Here is a 15,620-nt window from a genome sequence, read left to right on the forward strand (position 1 = left end):
GTAATCAGACGTATCGTGAGGCAGTCGCGCCGCTAGCGCGGCGTCTCGAGGGGTTCAACCGATAAGCATAGCGCCGGTCGCGATTTTGCGTCGTGTCGCGCCTGGGGGCGGCGCAAGCTCGTGACGAGCGTAACCAGCCCCTAGCGGGCCGTCGCGATCAGCGAAGTGGTCTTGCGGTGAAAGCGCCAGGCCATCAGCGCGGCGACGCTCGCGAGCCCGGCCGCGAGCCCCCACCACAGGCCGCGCGCGCCGAGGCCCGCGTGGAACGCGAACCAGTAGCCGGTCGGGAAGCCGATGCCCCAGTAGCCGAAGGTCGCGGCGAGCATCGGGATACGCGTGTCCTTCAGGCCGCGCAGCGCACCCGACGCGACGGTCTGCATGCCGTCGACGATCTGGAACACCGCGGCGATGCCGAGCAGCGACGCGGCGAGCGATACCGTGGCCGCGTTGGCCGGATCGTCGAGATGCAGGTACAGGCCGACGATCGTGTGCGGCGCGACGATCATCACGAGGCCCGACAGCGACATGAAGCCGACGCCGAGCGCCAGCGCGACGAAGCCCGCGTGCCGCGCGGCGACGGGCGAGCCCGCGCCGATCCAGTAGCCGACGCGCACGTTGGCTGCCTGGCCGATCGCAAGCGGCACCATGAACGACACCGACGCGACGTTCAGCGCGATCTGGTGCGCGGCGAGCGACGTCGCGCCCAGCACGCCGACCGTGAGGCCGGTGGCGAGGAACAGCGTCGATTCGACCCCGTACGTGATCGCCACCGGCCAGCCGACGCCGATCAGCTCGCCCATCACGGGCAGCTTCGGGCGCGCGGCGGTCACGAAATGGCGGAAGCGCTGCCGGCCGTGCAGCAGCCAGATGAGGGCGAGCGCGGTGAGCCAGATCGTGATCGACGTCGCGACGGCCGAGCCGAGAAAGCCCAAGCGCGGCAGCCCGAATGCGCCGTGGATCAGCCCGTAGTTCAGCACGCCGTTCACGCCAACGCCGCCGATCGACACCCACAGGAGGCGGCGCGCGGCGCCGATCGCGGGCAGGAACGCGCGCATCAGCCCGACGCCGATCAGGCTGCCGAGCGCCGCGTAGCGCAGGATGCCCGTGTATTCGCCGACGTGATGCGCGAGCAGCGGCGGCTCGTGGAACATCAGCAGGATCGGTTCGGCCAGCGACAGCGCGACGATTGCCGGAATCGCGAGCAGCACGGACAGCGCGAAGCCCGTCCAGTAGATGTGCGGCACGCGATCCTCGGCCTGCGCGCCGCGCGCGTGCGCGACGCTCACGCTGACCGACGACAGCACGCCTTGCAGGATCGTCACGATCACGAAGAAGAAGTTCGCGCCGAGCCCGCCTGCCGCGAGCGAATCGGGGCCGAGCGAACCGAGCAGCACCGTGTCGGTGACGCTCATCGCCATCTGGGAGAGTTGCGCGATCGCGAGCGGTGCGGCGAGGCGCGCGGTATCGGCGGCATGACTGGACAGGGACGGCGGCGCGGCGGCCGTCCGCGTAAGACCGGAATGCGACATGGAATGGGCGCTCGCGCGGGTGCGGGCCCGCGCTATATGTATTTATTTTGAGAGACGGCTAGCTTACGGCTTTATTCGTACCGTGTCGAACGCGTGCGCCGATGGCCATGTCGCGGGCAGGGGGAACCCCGGCGGGCGCTACGCCTCGCGTACCGCGATGCGCGTGTCGCCGAGCAGCACGACCTGGCCCGCGCGAATCTTGCAGGTCTTGCGCAGCTCGACCGCGCCGTCCACTTTCACGGCGCCGGACGCGACGATCAGCTTCGCGGTGCCGCCGCTGTCCGCGAGGCCGGTGATCTTGAGAAGGTTGTGCAGCTCGACGTATTCGCCGGTCAGCGTGAAATCCAGATTGGGCATGACGAGGAAGGTGCGCGACGCGCGGGAGGAAACGCTCCGCATCATACGGCACCGGGGCCGGCACGCGAGCGCGGGCGGCCGGCGCACGTTGTAAAGGACTGTGAGCGATTCGTCAGCAAATGAAACGGTGGGTAACAGTCTGAGAGATTCGCGAACCGGCCGCGCGGGCCGCGGGTCTTCTGTCGTACCTGTTGCGTGTTGCGGCGGGGAACGCGACGGACCGCATCGCTGCGGACCGGACGCACAACTTCTTGAGGAGAATTGCCATGTCCAAGATTCGTACGATGCTGATCGGTGCCGCGCTGACGGCGTTCGCCACTTCGGCCGCATTCGCCCAGACGGGCACGACGGCGCAAGGCGCGGCCGGTGCCGGCGTGCAGGCGCAGACGCCGGCCGCTGGTGCCGGTGCAGGCGTGCAGGGTGGTGCCGGCGCGAACGCGTCGGGCAATGCGGCGGGCGGTGCGACCGATGCGGTCGGCGCGGCAGCCGATGGCGCGAAGGATACGACGTCGTCGGCCGTCCATTCGACCAAGAAGCATACGAAGCATGCGGCGAAGTCGGCCAAGAGCCATGCGGGTTCGGCCAAGGCGAAGGCCGACGACGCGACCGAAGGCGGCGCATCGGTCGGCGCGCAGGGCGGTGCATCGGCCCAGGGCGCCACGCAGTAAGCGGTGCCCGGGGCTTGTCGCGACGCTCGTCTTCGGACGGCGCGTCGCGACGGGCGATCGTCCGGCGGCCCGGTTCGCTCCGCGCGAACCGGGCCATTTTCATCAGGTGATGCGTTCAGCGGGACGCGCGCTTACGGCCGGCGCTGCCCTTGTCCCTGCCCCTGCGGCGGCCGCACGGCAGCAGGGGTGAACACGCTGCGCAGCCACGCGGCGAGCCGCGCGAAGACGTCATACGGTTCCTCGACGAAGATCTCCGGCTTCAGCAGCCGCAGGTATTCCATGATCTGCTGCGCTTCCTGCTTCTGGAACGAGCCGTGCGCGAGCCCGAGCCGCAGCAGTCCGCGCAATTCGCCGAGCTTGTCGCGGGCAATGCTGCCGACGCTCATCTCGCACGCGAGCTTGGCCTCGTAGATCCGCTGTCGCAGCGATTCCGCGAGCCGCCACGCAGGCGTCTGCATCAGTTCCTCGAGCGTCTGGATGTCCTGCGCGGCGCCCTTGATCTGCGACGCGAGCGGGTCGATCAGCGACGCATCGCCCTGCGCTTCGGCGACGATCGCCTTCGCCCAGTCGCGGCACGCCTTCGCGAGTTCGTCGGGCGTCCATTCGGAGCGCGACGCGAAGCCGAAGCCGAATTCGCCGGCCTGCCGCATCAGGATCGCGACGACGTCCGGAAATTCCTTGTCGAGCGTGCGCTTGGCCCACGCGTACTGGCCGCCCTGCAGCATCCGCTGCACGGCGTGCTCGGTGAGCGGCACCATGTTGTCGAGCAGCTTGGCGCGCAGGAAATCCTCGAACGACGGCGTCGCGAATTGCGGGTCGAGTTTCAGCGACACGCGGACGAACGCGTCGTAGTCCTTGCGCAGGGACTCGAGCGTGTCGTCCTTGAGGGAAAGGGTGATCTGGCCCATGAATCGTCTCGATGGGGGCCCGCGCAAGCCGGCGTCGGCACGGCGCACCGGGGCGGGCGCAGCGTCGACTGACCGGTGCGCGCCGGGGCCGGTGGCGGGTCTTCCTCTCCTATATCGGCGCACCGGGCGGAAACTTGAGCGCGCGATATGGAGCGTGCGCTCAGGTAGCCGGCCAGTGCGGGAGGACGGCCCCTTGCCACACGAAGAACACCACGAGCCCGGCCGCGATCGTCACGAGCGGGCGGCGGGTCGCGGCCGACACGAGCACGGCCGCGAGTGCGCCGACGAGCTGCGGATTGCGCCAGGTCAGCTCGGCCGTGCCGCCGTGCGGCGAGACGGTCATCGGCACGATGATCGCGGTCAGCACGGTGACCGGCACGAAGGCGAGCGCGGTCCGCACGAGCGGCGGGAACGTCAGCCGCTCGCCGAACAGGAACAGCGTCGAGCGGATCGCATACGTGATGACGGCCATCCCGAGGATCAACAGCGCGTAGCTCACGATGCGGCCCCCGAACGAGCGTTGGCGTGCGTGCGATCGTGCCGCAGCGTGAGCACGACGCCGATCGCGACGCCGGCGGCGACCGCGCCGAGCAGCCCGAGCTTGTACGGCCAGCCCTGCCAGAAGTACGCGAGCGTGCCCGCCGTGGCGGCCGCCGCGAAGTAGCGCAGCGTGCCGAGCTGCGGGACGACGATCGCGATGAAGGTCGCTGCCATCGCGAAATCGAGGCCGAGCGACTGCAGGCCCGGGAACGCCGCGCCGAAGCCGATGCCCGCGAGCGTCCAGACCTGCCAGTTCAGGTACATCGCGAGCCCGGAGCCGAAAAAGTAGTGGGGGCCGATCGTACCGGGCGGGTAGTGCCGGTAGTGGCCGTAGGCGACCGCGAACACCTCGTCGGTCATCAACGCGCCGAGCGTCGCGCGCCAGCGCAGCGGCAGGTGGGCGACATAGGGCGCGAGCGTCGCGCTGTACAGCAGGTGGCGCAGGTTCACGATCAGCGTCGTGGCGAGCACGACGACGAAACTGGCGCTGCCGGCGATCAGGCCGAGCGCGATGAATTGCGCGGAGCCCGCGAACACGGCAAGCGACATCAGTGCGCCGTGCCACGCGGCGAGCGGACCGCCGCCGACGAGCGTGCCGAATATCACGCCGAACGGCGCGGCGCCGATCATCATCGGGATCGTGTCGCGCGCGCCATCGAGCCATTCGTTGAGCGGGCGGCGCGGGGGTGATGCGGGTGTCTTGTTCAAGAAGCGCTCCTCCATGAGCGGGAGGATAGCGGGCCGGCGGCGAGCCGGCTTGTATGTTCTTGCGCCCGCCGGAGCGGGGCCGGTGCTCACGTGCCGGCCGGCACGGATCACGGCGCGACCGACGATGGCGGGAAGCCGGCGTCAGCTTGCCTGCCAGCGCCCGGGCGGCACGCCGAACATCCGTTTGAAATGCCGCGTGAAGTGACTCTGGTCGACGAAGCCGCTGGCCGCGGCGACATCGGCGACCGGCACGCCCGCGCGCAACGGCGCCAGCGCGCGCTGCAGCCGCAGCTGGTTGCGCCACGCATGCGGCGGCATGCCGGTCGTACGTGTGAACAGGCGCGCCGCGTGAAATGGCGACAGGCCGACCGTCTGCGCGACGTCGTCGAGCGTCACCGTGCACGTCAGGTCGGCAGCGAGCCGCTCGCGCATCGCGTCGACGCGTGGCTCGTCGGCCGCGAGCGGCGCCGGTTGCGGCCGCACGTCGGCGTGGCGCACGATCAGCGTCGACAGCGCGTCGAGCATCGCGGTTTCGGCGGCGAGCGGATCGTAGATGCGCGGCGCGCCGGTGGCCGAATCGCCGGCCGCCGGATCGCCGGCCGGCTGTCCGGGCGCATCGGCCTGCGACGACAGCGCGCGCTCGCTGCCGGCTTCCAGCATCCGGTGCGCGAGCGTGAGCCGGGCCGCGAGATCGGCGTCGCGGATCACGTCGGGGGCAAACCAGGGCGCATCCTGCGGGCGGCCCGCGATCGTACTCGCGAGCTCGTGGATGAATTCGACCGGCATGTAGCTGACGCGATAGCACCAGCCTTCGTCGGCGGCACGCGAGCCCGTATGCACTTCACCGGGATTGATCACGGGCACGGTGCCCGTTTCGGCGACGTAGCCGGTGCCGCGATAGGTAAAGCGTTCCGCGCCTTCGAGAATCACGGGGATCGTGTACGCGTCGTGCCAGTGGGGCGCGAACGCGTGATCGCGATAGGTGGCCGTGAGCAGATCCGCGTCCGGCACGAGCGGCGTACGCCAGTAGCGTGCGGAATCGGGGAGGCGGGTGGTGGACATGATCGGGCGCGAGCGGTCGAACCGACAGTGTATCGCTCGCGCGCCCGGCGGGTGCGGCCTTACTTGACCGGAATCGTCGTGCCGGCCGGCATCGGCACCGCGGTGACGGCGTTCTTCGGGCTGCCGCTGACGATGCGGTCGCTGTAGGTCAGATAGACGATCGTGTTGCGTTTCTTGTCGACCACGCGCACGACGTGCAGCGTCTTGAAGATGAACGACATGCGTTCGCTGAAGACGTCGGCCTGCTGCTTGACCGGTTCCTTGAAGCTGATCGGGCCGACCTGCCGGCACGCGATCGACGCTTCGCTGGGGTCCTCGGCCACGCCGAGCGTGCCCTTGATCCCGCCGGTGCGGGCGCGCGACACGTAGCAGGTCACGCCGGTCACGACCGGATCGTCATAGGCCTCGACGACCACGCGGTCGGAACCCGTGACGCGGAAATGGGTGTTGACGCTGCCGACTTCCTCCGCATGCGCGAACGGTGCCGCGGCGAAGGCGGAGAGCAGGAGGGCGAGGGGCGCGGAGCGCAGGAGACGATGCTTCATCGACGGAACCGGATGCGAATGCGGGACAGAGACTCTAGCATGCGCATGACCGGGCCACGAAAAGCAGAAAGACGGAACGGTGGCCGGAAAAACAAAAGGCCCGTCGCATGACGGGCCTTTCGCTATTTGGCTCCCCGACCTGGGCTCGAACCAGGGACCTACGGATTAACAGTCCGGCGCTCTACCGACTGAGCTATCGGGAATAAATCGGTACATCTGCGTGCTGTGTTTTCCAACAAAAAACCCGTCCACTTTCAACGGGCTTTTGCGTTTTTGGCTCCCCGACCTGGGCTCGAACCAGGGACCTACGGATTAACAGTCCGGCGCTCTACCGACTGAGCTATCGGGGAACAAACAAGCAACAGCAGAGAAACGAGATTGTATGGAGTGTTCGCTAACCTGTCAACACTTTGGGGCCGCGGCGCATAAAATTTTTTGCGGCCGCCGCGCGATCAGCGCTCGAGCAGGTGCAGCTTGTCCTGCACGTCCTTCCACTCGTCCGCGTCGGCCGGCGCCGGCTTGGTCTTCGTGATCGACGGCCAATTCTTCGCCAGCTCGGCATTCAGCTCGGTGAACTGCTGCTGGTCGCCCGGAACGTCTTCTTCGGCATAGATCGCATTGGTCGGGCATTCGGCGACGCACACGGCGCAGTCGATGCACTCGTCCGGATCGATGGCGAGAAAGTTGGGACCTTCACGGAAGCAATCCACCGGGCACACATCCACGCAATCCGTGTATTTGCACTTGATGCAGCCTTCGGTCACAACGTGAGTCATTAAAACGCTCCTGCTTGGCGGTATATATGGGGTGGCGTTTGCGCCAAAAGCGGCATTGTAACTGAAGCGCAAAACCCGCATGACGAGGTCGGCTATCCGGCTTATATCGTTTCGTGATTAGTTTATGGGATGTGCAAGACGGGTACGCGCACGTCGGGCGCCGGCACGATGCGGCAAGGCGGCGGGGCGGTTTCACGATGGTCCGTCCCGCATTCGGGTAACATGACCGACAGACCGGGCGGCGCGCGGTGCGCCGGGGCCGGTCACGATATTGGCGCTGCCGTCATCATGATCATCACTTCGCTGCTCGACACGGATCTCTACAAGTTCACGATGATGCAGGTCGTCCTGCATCACTTCCCGGCTGCAAACGTCGAATACCGCTTCCGGTGCCGCACGCCCGGCGTCGATCTCGTGCCGTACATCGACGAGATTCGCGACGAGGTGCGCGGCCTGTGCTCGCTGCGCTTTGCCGACGTCGAACTCGACTACCTGCGGCGGATGCGCTTCATCAAGAGCGACTTCGTCGACTTCCTCGCGCTGTTCCACCTGAACGAGAAGTACATCTCGATCACGCCGTCGCCGAAGGGCAACGGCGAAATCGACATCGTGATCGAGGGGCCGTGGCTGCATACGATCCTGTTCGAGATCCCCGTGCTCGCGATCGTCAACGAAGTCTATTTCCGCAACACGCAGCGCGAGCCCGACTATCGCGAAGGGCGCGAGCGGCTGCGCGAGAAGATCAAGCTGCTCGGCGCGAAGCCCGAATTCGCCGACTGCAAGATCGCCGACTACGGCACGCGCCGGCGCTTCTCGAAGGTCTGGCACGAGGAAGTCGCGCTCACGCTGCGCGACGGGCTCGGCCCGCAGTTCGCGGGCACGAGCAACGTGCTGTACGCGATGAAGCACGACATCACGCCGCTCGGCACGATGGCGCACGAATACCTGCAGGCGTGCCAGGCGCTCGGCCCGCGGCTGCGCGACTCGCAGATCTACGGCTTCGAGATGTGGGCGAAGGAATATCGCGGCGACCTCGGGATCGCGCTGTCGGACGTCTACGGCATGGACGCGTTCCTGAACGACTTCGACATGTACTTCTGCAAGCTGTTCGACGGCGCGCGCCACGATTCGGGCGATCCGTTCGAGTGGGGCGAGCGGATGCTGCGCCATTACGAGGCGAACCGGTGCGACCCGCGCACCAAGGTGCTCGTGTTCTCGGACGCGCTCGACATCCCGAAGGTCATGCAGCTGTACGAACGGTTCCGCGGCCGCTGCAAGCTCGCGTTCGGCGTCGGCACCAACCTCACCAACGATCTCGGCTACGTGCCGCTGCAGATCGTGATCAAGATGGTTCGCTGCAACGGCCAGCCGGTCGCGAAGCTGTCCGATTCGCCGGGCAAGAGCATGTGCGACGACAAGGCGTATCTCGCGTACCTGCGGCAGGTGTTCGGCATCGCGCAGCCGGTCGAGGAAGACGCGTCGAAGTAGGCGTCGGCCGTTCGGCCGAAGGTGTGTCGCGGCAGGGGTGGCCGGTATAATCCGACGTATTGCACGCCAACGTCACGAGGACCGTTCATGGACACTTCCGCTGCCCGTCGCCAGATCCTCGCGCGCATCCGCGCGGCGCAGGGGCGCGCGGCCGAACCCGATGCAGCGGAGCGCGACGGCGTCGCCGACTATCTCGCCCGTCATCCGGAGGGCCCGCGCCCGCCGGCGCCGGCCGACCTCGTCGCCGCTTTCGTCGACGAAGCGGGGCGCCTGTCGACCACGGTCGACGAAGTCGCGACGCTGGCCGATGTGCCCGCCGCCGCCGCCCGCTATCTTGCCGCTCATGGTCTGCCGACGCAGGCCGTCGCATGGCGCACGCTGGCCGATCTCGACTGGGCCGGCGCCGGCCTGTCGGTCGAGTGCCGCAAGCCGCGCGACGGCGATCTCGTCGGCCTGACCGGCTGCTTCTGCGCGACCGCCGAAACGGGGTCGCTGGTGTTGCTGTCCGGCCCCGACACTTACGCATCGGCCGGCCTGCTGCCGGAAACCCACATCGCGATCGTGCCGGCGTCACGCATCGTCGCCGGTCATGAAGACGCGTTCGCACTGATTCGCGCGGAGCGCGGCGAGTTGCCGCGCGCGGTCAATTTCGTGTCGGGCCCGTCGCGCACGGGCGACATCGAGCAAACGATCATTCTGGGTGCGCACGGCCCGTACCGCGTGCACGCGATCGTCGTACGGGGCGCCTGACGCGCCCGCTGTATTCACCCCTACTCGACAAGGAAGTTCCGCATGAAACGACATGCCGCCGCCTGGGCGGGCATGGCGTCGGGAATCGCGCTTGGCGCCGCTCCCGCGCTCGCATCGGCCGCCACGCTCGACGGTGCCACGCTGTCCGCGCTCTGGGGCATCCCGTTCGCGGGAATCCTGCTGTCCATCGCGCTGTTCCCGCTCGTCGCCCCCGTGTTCTGGCATCACCACTTCGGCAAGATCGCCGCCGGCTGGGCGATCGTGTTCCTGGCGCCGTTCGCGGTCGCGTTCGGCGCCGGCACCGCGTTCGGCACGCTCGTGCATGCGCTGCTCGAGGAATACATTCCGTTCATCGTGCTGCTCACCGCGCTCTACACGGTCGCGGGCGGCATCTGCGTGAACGGCAACCTGCATGGCTCGCCGAAGCTGAATACCGCGATCCTCGCGCTCGGCACGCTGCTCGCGAGCGTGATGGGTACGACGGGCGCCGCGATGCTGCTGATCCGGCCGCTGCTGCGCGCCAACGACAACCGCAAGCATGTCGTGCACGTCGTGATCTTCTTCATCTTCCTCGTCGCGAATGCGGGCGGCTCGCTGTCGCCGCTCGGCGATCCGCCGCTGTTCCTCGGCTTCCTGAACGGCGTGAGCTTCTTCTGGACGACCACCCATCTCGCGCTGCCGATGCTGTTCATCTGCGTGGTGCTGCTGACGCTGTTCTTCGTGCTCGATACGTACTTCTACCGGAAGGGCGGCGAGGAGCGGCCGGCCGCGCTCGATCCGACGCCCGACGGCGCGGCGCTGTCGATCGACGGCAAGATCAACTTCGTGCTGCTGGCGGTCGTGATCGCGCTCGTGCTGATGAGCGGCGTGTGGAAGCCGGGCATCTCGTTCGACGTGTGGGGTACGCACGTCGCGCTGCAGAATCTCGTGCGCGACGTCGCGCTCGTGGTGGTGACGCTCGCGTCGCTCGCGCTGACGCCGCGTTCCGCGCGCGAGGGCAACGCATTCAACTGGGCGCCGATCGAGGAAGTCGCGAAGCTGTTCGCGGGCATCTTCGTGACGATTGCGCCGGTAATCGTGATCCTGCGCGCGGGCGCGGACGGCGCGTTCGCACAGATCGTGCATCTCGTCACCGGGCCCGACGGCAGGCCGATCGACGCGATGTACTTCTGGGCGACGGGCATCCTGTCGTCGTTCCTCGACAACGCACCGACCTATCTCGTGTTCTTCAACCTTGCGGGCGGCGATGCGCAGACGCTGATGACGACCGGCGCATCGACGCTCGCCGCGATTTCCGCCGGCGCGGTGTTCATGGGCGCGAACAGCTATATCGGCAACGCGCCGAATTTCATGGTGAAGGCGATCGCCGAATCGCGCGGCGTGAAGATGCCGAGCTTCTTCGCGTATCTTGGCTGGGCGCTCGTCGTGCTGATACCGGTATTCCTGCTGACGTCGTGGCTTTTCTTCACGGCGTAAGCTGACGTTTTTCAACCCCGAGCGGGCGGCTCCGGCGGCGCATGGCGCGCCGCGATCCGTCCGCGGCATGCGGAGATGGCGATGCAGAAGATTCTGGTCGCGCGTCCGATCTTTCCGGACGTGATCGAACGGCTCAAGCAGTATTTCGACGTCGACTGGAACGACGGCGACGCACTCGCGCCCGACGCGCTCGCCGCGCGTCTGGCCGACAAGGACGGCGCGCTGACGGCCGGCGACCCGGTCGGCGCGGCCACGCTCGCGGCGGCGCCGCGCCTGCGGGTCGTGGCGAACATGGCGGTCGGCTACAACAACTTCGACATGGCTGCGTTCAACGCGGCGAACGTGCTCGGCACCAACACGCCAGACGTGCTGAACGAGTCGACCGCCGATTTCGGCTGGGCGCTGATGATGGCCGCCGCGCGCCGGATCGCCGAATCCGAACACTGGCTGCGCGCCGGTCACTGGCAGAAGTGGGCGTACGACGGCTTCCTCGGCACCGACATCCACGGCTCGACGCTCGGCGTGATCGGGATGGGCCGCATCGGCCAGGCGCTCGCGCGCCGCGCGCGTGGCTTCGGGATGCAGGTGATCTATCACAACCGGTCGCGGGTCGCGCCGGAGATCGAGGCCGAGCTGAATGCTGAATACGTGTCGAAGGATGCGCTGCTCGCGCGCGCCGATCATGTCGTGCTCGTGCTGCCGTACACGAAGGAGAACCATCACACGATCGGCGCGGCCGAGCTCGCGAAGATGAAACCCACGGCGACGCTGACCAATATCGCGCGTGGCGGGATCGTCGACGATGCGGCGCTGGCCGTCGCGCTGCGCGACGGGACGATCGCCGCGGCCGGCCTCGACGTGTACGAGGGCGAGCCGAGCGTGCATCCGGCGCTGCTCGAGGTGCCGAACGTCGTGCTGACGCCGCATATCGCGAGCGCGACCGAAAAGACCCGCCGCGCGATGGCGAATCTCGCTGCCGACAACCTGATCGCCGCGCTCGGCGAGGGACCGCGTGCGGGGCAGCCGCCGAATCCGATCAACCCTGACGTGATCGGGAAGCCGCGCGCATGACGATGACGTTGTTGCTGGCGGCGGTCGTCGTGCTGGCCGTCGCGCTCGCGGTGGCGATCGTCGCGCTCGTGCGCGGCGGCCGCCACGACGATGCGGCCGTGCTCGGCGATCAGATCGAGGACGCCGCGCATGCGCAGGCGCGCGCGGTCGAGCGGCTCGAACGCGAATTGCGCGGCGAGATCGTCGAAAACGCACGCGGCTCGCGTACCGAGCTGGCCGGCAGCTTCGTCCAGTTGCAGCAGACGCTCGCCGCGCAACTGACGAGCGTGGCGACCGTGCAGAACAACCAGATCGAGGGGTTCGCGCAGCAGCTCGGCAAGCTCGTCGCCGGCAACGCGCAGCAGTTCGACGCGATGCGCGAGAGCCTGCAGCGCCAGGCCCAGCAGGCGCGCGAGGAACAGACTGGCGCGTTGCGGCTGTTCGGCGACACGTTGCACCGGCAGCTCACGCAACTGACCGAGGCGAACGATCGCCGGATCGGGGAAGTACGTGCGACGCTCGAACAGCGGTTGAAGGAAATCGAGACGAACAACGCAGCGAAGCTCGAGGAGATGCGTCGCACCGTCGACGAGAAGCTGCATGCGACGCTCGAGCAGCGGCTCGGCGAATCGTTCAAGCTCGTGTCGGACCGGCTCGAGCAGGTGCATCGCGGGCTCGGCGAGATGCAGACGCTCGCGGCCGGTGTCGGCGACCTGAAGAAGGTGCTGACCAACGTGAAGACGCGCGGCACCTGGGGCGAGGTGCAGCTCGAAGCGCTGCTCGAACAGATGCTGACGGCCGACCAGTACGCGAAGAACGTCGCGACGGTGCCGAAGAGCACCGAGCGCGTCGAATTCGCGATCCGGCTGCCGGGCCGCGATGCCGGCACGCGCGACGCGCCGCCGGTGTGGCTGCCGATCGACGCGAAATTCCCGCGCGAAGACTACGAGCGGCTGATCGACGCGCAGGAGCGCGCCGATGCGGTGGCCGTCGAGGAGGCGGCGCGTGCGCTCGAGGCGCGGGTGCGGATGGAAGCGCGCACGATCGCCGAGAAGTACGTCGCGCCGCCGCACACGACCGATTTCGCGCTGCTGTTCCTGCCGACCGAGGGGCTCTATGCGGAGATCCTGCGCCGCCCGGGGCTGACCGACCTGCTCCAGCGCGACTATCGCGTGACGGTCGCCGGGCCGACCACGCTCACCGCGCTACTGAACAGCCTGCAGATGGGGTTCCGCACGCTCGCGATCGAGCAGCGCTCGAGCGAGGTGTGGCAGGTGCTCGGCGCGGTCAAGACGGAGTTCGGCAAGTTCGGCGACGTGCTCGCGCGCACGAAGGCGCAGCTCGAAACGGTCACGCGTTCGATCGAGTCTGCCGAGCAGCGCACGCGGGTGATGAGTCGCAAGCTCAAGCAGGTCGAGGCGCTGCCGGGCGACACGGCGGCCGGGCTGCTCGGCGCGGACGGGGCCGAAGGCGCCGATGCGGACGACACGTGATGCGCGTTGCCGGCCGCTGCCGGACGGAAAAAACGGGCGCCGCGGCGCCCGTTTTCTTGTGTGGCGATCGCCGGCGCGGCCGGCTCGCCCTCAATGCGCGGCGAGCGTGTCCAGCGCGTCGCCCGTCACGCGCACGATGCGCCACTCCGGCAGCACGGACGCGCCCATCTTCTCGTAGAAATCGATTGCCGGCTGGTTCCAGTCGAGGACCGACCATTCGAAGCGCGCGCAACGGCGCTCGACGGCGAGTGCCGCGAGATGACGCAGCATCGCGGTGCCGAGGCCCGTGCCGCGCTGCGACGGCTGCACGTACAGATCCTCGAGATAGAGCCCGCGGCGGCCGAGGAAGGTCGAGTAGTTGTGGAAGAACAGCGCATACGCGACGATCGCGCCGTCGCGCTCGGCCACCAGCGCTTCGGCAGCGGGGTGCTCGCCGAACAGCGCGTCGGCGAGATCGGCTTCGGTCGCGACGAACAGATGCGTGAGCTTCTCGAACTCGGCCAGCTCGCGCATCAGCGCGAGGATCGCGCCGACGTCGCGCGGGTCGGCCGCGCGGATCAGCGGCGTGCCGCTCACGCTTCCTCCGGCGGATCGGACAGCACGATCTCGATGCCGCCGAAGCGCGATGCGACCCAGTTGTACGCATGGCACGCGATCCACAGCAGCACGAAACCGAGGATCGCGTTCAGCAGCAGTGCGCTCAGGATCGTGCTCAACTCGACCATCCCGTAGCGGATATACGCGACCAGAATGCCGAGCAGCACGATCGGCACGCTGAACGTCAGGTAGACGAGGATCAGCGCCTTTGCGGTCTGCCCCGCGGCGATCGACGAGATTTGTTTCTTCATGTGCGGATTGCCCCCGTAGAAATATACCGATTGGAATTCAGATCAGGCCGTCGAGCGGCAGGATGTCGACCGGGGCGCCCGCGTCGACTGCCGCGGTATCGTGGCCCAGGACGATGAAACAGTTGGCGGCGGCAAGACCGCTCAGCGACGCGGAGCTTTGCGATCCCGTCGGCGCGACGTGCCATTGGCCGTCGGCGGCGCGCGTCGCGATGCCGCGCAGGTAGTCGGTGCGGCCGGGACGCTTCTTCAACGGCTGCGTACTGAGCGCCGTATACATGGCCGGCGGCGGCGTTTGCGTGCCGGCCAGCTTGAGCAGCGCAGGACGCACGATCGCAAGGAACGTCACGGCGGACGCGACAGGATTGCCGGGCAGCCCGAAGAACAGCGCGTGGCCGGCGCCGTCGGCCGCGCGGGCGAGCGTGCCGCACGCGAGCGGCCGGCCGGGCCGCAGCGCGAGACTCGCGAATGTCACGTCGCCGAGCCGCGCCATCACGTCGCGCGTGAAGTCGGCTTCGCCGACCGATACGCCGCCCGACGTGATGACCGCATCGGCTTGCGCGGCGATGGCGTTGCGCAACGCGGTTTCGAGCGCGGCCGGGTCGTCGCGGACGATGCCGAGGTCGATCGTGTCGACGTGCAGCCGTTCGAGCATCGCGATCAGCATGCCGCGATTGCTGTCGTACAGCGCGCCGCGGCCGAGCGGTTCGCCGGGCTCGCGCAACTCGTCGCCGGTCGAGAACACCGCGACGCGCACGCGGCGGCGCACCGTGACGTCGGCGATGCCGAACGACGCGAGCAGGCCGAGATCGGACGGCCGCAGGATGCGGCCCGCGGCGAGCGCACAGGCGCCGCGCGCGAGATCCTCGCCGGCCCGGCGGCAGTTCGCGCCGCGCGCGACGTCGTGCGCGGCGAAGCGGATCGTGTCGCCGTCGACGCGCACGCGTTCCTGCGGAATCACCGTGTCGCATCCGGCCGGCATCGGCGCGCCCGTCATGATGCGCACGCATGCACCGGCCGCCACGGCGCCGTCGAACGGATGGCCGGCGAACGCGGTGCCGGCGACCGGCATCGCGACCTCGCCCTGCGCCGATGCGAATGCCGCGGCGGCGCCGTCGAACGCATAGCCGTCCATGGCCGAGTTGTCGTACGCGGGAATGTCGAACGGCGCGCTCACGTCGGCCGCGAGCACGCGATCGAGCGCCTCGCGCAGCGTCACCGTGTCACACGCGTCGACGGGCACCGCGAAGCGGCACGCGAGCGCCTGCGCGTCGGCGAGCGACAGCGGGGCATCGGGGTCGGGTGCGGTTCGGGAGGCGGGCGAGGAGTGCGTGATCATCAGTCGGACTGCGCCGCAAGGCGTATCGGGTTCGTGGCCGGTGGCGCGAGGAGGGTGCCGGGGCGCGGGTTTCGCGTGTGGCGGGC

Annotated in this window: 17 protein-coding genes and 2 tRNA genes; 6 read left to right on the top strand and 13 right to left on the bottom strand. The window is 68.4% G+C overall.

Annotated features, from left to right (window positions below; genetic code table 11):
• Nucleotides 1-140: 140 nt before the first annotated feature.
• Both norM and SY91_RS07630 read right to left on the bottom strand, forming a co-directional pair.
• Nucleotides 141-1,529 (bottom strand): multidrug efflux MATE transporter NorM, encoded by a 1,389-nt coding sequence (gene norM, locus SY91_RS07625; RefSeq protein WP_023475852.1) that lies wholly within the window; start codon nt 1,527-1,529, stop codon nt 141-143.
• A gap of 138 nt (nt 1,530-1,667) precedes the next feature.
• Nucleotides 1,668-1,886 (bottom strand): RNA-binding S4 domain-containing protein, encoded by a 219-nt coding sequence (locus SY91_RS07630; protein WP_006486208.1) that lies wholly within the window; start codon nt 1,884-1,886, stop codon nt 1,668-1,670.
• 266 nt (nt 1,887-2,152) lie between these two features.
• On the opposite strand from SY91_RS07630, the gene SY91_RS07635 reads away from it, so the two are divergent.
• Entirely contained in the window at nt 2,153-2,554 is a 402-nt protein-coding gene (locus SY91_RS07635; protein ID WP_011544915.1) for a hypothetical protein, read from the top strand.
• 131 nt (nt 2,555-2,685) lie between these two features.
• Here SY91_RS07635 and SY91_RS07640 read toward each other — a convergent pair whose 3' ends face one another.
• The 8 genes from SY91_RS07640 to fdxA form a co-directional block, all read right to left on the bottom strand.
• Entirely contained in the window at nt 2,686-3,462 is a 777-nt protein-coding gene (locus tag SY91_RS07640) for a DUF4088 family protein (RefSeq protein WP_023475853.1), read from the bottom strand.
• Between the two features lie 160 nt (nt 3,463-3,622).
• Entirely contained in the window at nt 3,623-3,961 is a 339-nt protein-coding gene (locus SY91_RS07645) for an AzlD domain-containing protein (RefSeq protein ID WP_023475854.1), read from the bottom strand.
• Complete coding sequence (locus SY91_RS07650; RefSeq protein ID WP_043887329.1) at nt 3,958-4,725, bottom strand: AzlC family ABC transporter permease; 768 nt, start codon at nt 4,723-4,725, stop codon at nt 3,958-3,960. The genes SY91_RS07645 and SY91_RS07650 overlap by 4 nt, the downstream gene beginning before the upstream one ends.
• Nucleotides 4,726-4,851: 126 nt before the next feature.
• Nucleotides 4,852-5,772: an AraC family transcriptional regulator gene (locus SY91_RS07655; protein ID WP_023475856.1), complete on the bottom strand. Its 921-nt coding sequence runs from the start codon at nt 5,770-5,772 to the stop codon at nt 4,852-4,854.
• Between the two features lie 59 nt (nt 5,773-5,831).
• Nucleotides 5,832-6,317: a CreA family protein gene (locus tag SY91_RS07660; RefSeq protein ID WP_011544918.1), complete on the bottom strand. Its 486-nt coding sequence runs from the start codon at nt 6,315-6,317 to the stop codon at nt 5,832-5,834.
• A gap of 127 nt (nt 6,318-6,444) precedes the next feature.
• Nucleotides 6,445-6,520 (bottom strand) — tRNA-Asn (locus SY91_RS07665).
• 71 nt (nt 6,521-6,591) lie between these two features.
• Nucleotides 6,592-6,667: transfer RNA gene (locus SY91_RS07670), tRNA-Asn, on the bottom strand.
• Between the two features lie 102 nt (nt 6,668-6,769).
• A complete protein-coding gene (gene fdxA, locus SY91_RS07675) occupies nt 6,770-7,093 on the bottom strand; it encodes a ferredoxin FdxA (RefSeq protein ID WP_011544919.1) in 324 nt (107 codons plus the stop codon).
• A 288-nt stretch (nt 7,094-7,381) separates the two neighbouring features.
• Between fdxA and pncB the strand changes: the two genes are divergently transcribed.
• The 5 genes from pncB to rmuC all read left to right on the top strand — a co-directional run bounded on the left by pncB (nt 7,382) and on the right by rmuC (nt 13,350).
• On the top strand, nt 7,382-8,581 hold the full coding sequence (pncB, locus tag SY91_RS07680) for a nicotinate phosphoribosyltransferase (RefSeq protein WP_027805402.1): 1,200 nt from the start codon (nt 7,382-7,384) through the stop codon (nt 8,579-8,581).
• An 87-nt stretch (nt 8,582-8,668) separates the two neighbouring features.
• On the top strand, nt 8,669-9,331 hold the full coding sequence (locus SY91_RS07685; RefSeq protein ID WP_011544921.1) for a lactate utilization protein C: 663 nt from the start codon (nt 8,669-8,671) through the stop codon (nt 9,329-9,331).
• A gap of 42 nt (nt 9,332-9,373) precedes the next feature.
• A complete protein-coding gene (locus tag SY91_RS07690) occupies nt 9,374-10,807 on the top strand; it encodes a sodium:proton antiporter (protein ID WP_023475859.1) in 1,434 nt (477 codons plus the stop codon).
• An 81-nt stretch (nt 10,808-10,888) separates the two neighbouring features.
• The gene (locus SY91_RS07695; RefSeq protein WP_012328142.1) at nt 10,889-11,878 is read left to right on the top strand and encodes a 2-hydroxyacid dehydrogenase; all 990 of its coding nucleotides are present in this window, start codon (nt 10,889-10,891) and stop codon (nt 11,876-11,878) included.
• On the top strand, nt 11,875-13,350 hold the full coding sequence (gene rmuC / locus SY91_RS07700; protein ID WP_023475860.1) for a DNA recombination protein RmuC: 1,476 nt from the start codon (nt 11,875-11,877) through the stop codon (nt 13,348-13,350). The genes SY91_RS07695 and rmuC overlap by 4 nt, the downstream gene beginning before the upstream one ends.
• A 90-nt stretch (nt 13,351-13,440) precedes the next feature.
• On the opposite strand, the gene SY91_RS07705 is transcribed toward rmuC, so the two are convergent.
• From SY91_RS07705 to glp, 3 genes are read right to left on the bottom strand one after another with little or no spacing between them, the layout of a single operon-like run.
• Nucleotides 13,441-13,926, bottom strand: coding sequence for a GNAT family N-acetyltransferase (locus SY91_RS07705; protein ID WP_023475861.1), 486 nt, complete (start codon nt 13,924-13,926; stop codon nt 13,441-13,443).
• Complete coding sequence (locus tag SY91_RS07710) at nt 13,923-14,198, bottom strand: hypothetical protein (protein WP_006476519.1); 276 nt, start codon at nt 14,196-14,198, stop codon at nt 13,923-13,925. Before SY91_RS07710 ends, SY91_RS07705 begins: the two co-directional genes overlap by 4 nt.
• Nucleotides 14,199-14,235: 37 nt before the next feature.
• Entirely contained in the window at nt 14,236-15,534 is a 1,299-nt protein-coding gene (glp, locus tag SY91_RS07715) for a gephyrin-like molybdotransferase Glp (protein WP_023475862.1), read from the bottom strand.
• Nucleotides 15,535-15,620 lie beyond the last annotated feature (86 nt).

It is taken from the genome of Burkholderia cenocepacia (assembly GCF_014211915.1).
Lineage (GTDB): Bacteria > Pseudomonadota > Gammaproteobacteria > Burkholderiales > Burkholderiaceae > Burkholderia > Burkholderia orbicola.

Excerpts from the sequence above, each read along its gene's own strand:
- SY91_RS07635 (WP_011544915.1), top strand. The coding sequence starts at position 2,153 with ATGTCCAAGATTCGTACGATGCTGATCGGTGCCGCGCTGACGGCGTTC.
- SY91_RS07710 (WP_006476519.1), bottom strand. The coding sequence starts at position 14,198 with ATGAAGAAACAAATCTCGTCGATCGCCGCGGGGCAGACCGCAAAGGCG.
- norM (WP_023475852.1), bottom strand. The coding sequence starts at position 1,529 with ATGTCGCATTCCGGTCTTACGCGGACGGCCGCCGCGCCGCCGTCCCTG.
- SY91_RS07695 (WP_012328142.1), top strand. The coding sequence starts at position 10,889 with ATGCAGAAGATTCTGGTCGCGCGTCCGATCTTTCCGGACGTGATCGAA.
- SY91_RS07655 (WP_023475856.1), bottom strand. The coding sequence starts at position 5,772 with ATGTCCACCACCCGCCTCCCCGATTCCGCACGCTACTGGCGTACGCCG.
- SY91_RS07690 (WP_023475859.1), top strand. The coding sequence starts at position 9,374 with ATGAAACGACATGCCGCCGCCTGGGCGGGCATGGCGTCGGGAATCGCG.
- glp (WP_023475862.1), bottom strand. The coding sequence starts at position 15,534 with ATGATCACGCACTCCTCGCCCGCCTCCCGAACCGCACCCGACCCCGAT.
- SY91_RS07640 (WP_023475853.1), bottom strand. The coding sequence starts at position 3,462 with ATGGGCCAGATCACCCTTTCCCTCAAGGACGACACGCTCGAGTCCCTG.
- SY91_RS07630 (WP_006486208.1), bottom strand. The coding sequence starts at position 1,886 with ATGCCCAATCTGGATTTCACGCTGACCGGCGAATACGTCGAGCTGCAC.
- pncB (WP_027805402.1), top strand. The coding sequence starts at position 7,382 with ATGATCATCACTTCGCTGCTCGACACGGATCTCTACAAGTTCACGATG.
- SY91_RS07650 (WP_043887329.1), bottom strand. The coding sequence starts at position 4,725 with ATGGAGGAGCGCTTCTTGAACAAGACACCCGCATCACCCCCGCGCCGC.
- SY91_RS07660 (WP_011544918.1), bottom strand. The coding sequence starts at position 6,317 with ATGAAGCATCGTCTCCTGCGCTCCGCGCCCCTCGCCCTCCTGCTCTCC.
- rmuC (WP_023475860.1), top strand. The coding sequence starts at position 11,875 with ATGACGATGACGTTGTTGCTGGCGGCGGTCGTCGTGCTGGCCGTCGCG.
- SY91_RS07685 (WP_011544921.1), top strand. The coding sequence starts at position 8,669 with ATGGACACTTCCGCTGCCCGTCGCCAGATCCTCGCGCGCATCCGCGCG.
- fdxA (WP_011544919.1), bottom strand. The coding sequence starts at position 7,093 with ATGACTCACGTTGTGACCGAAGGCTGCATCAAGTGCAAATACACGGAT.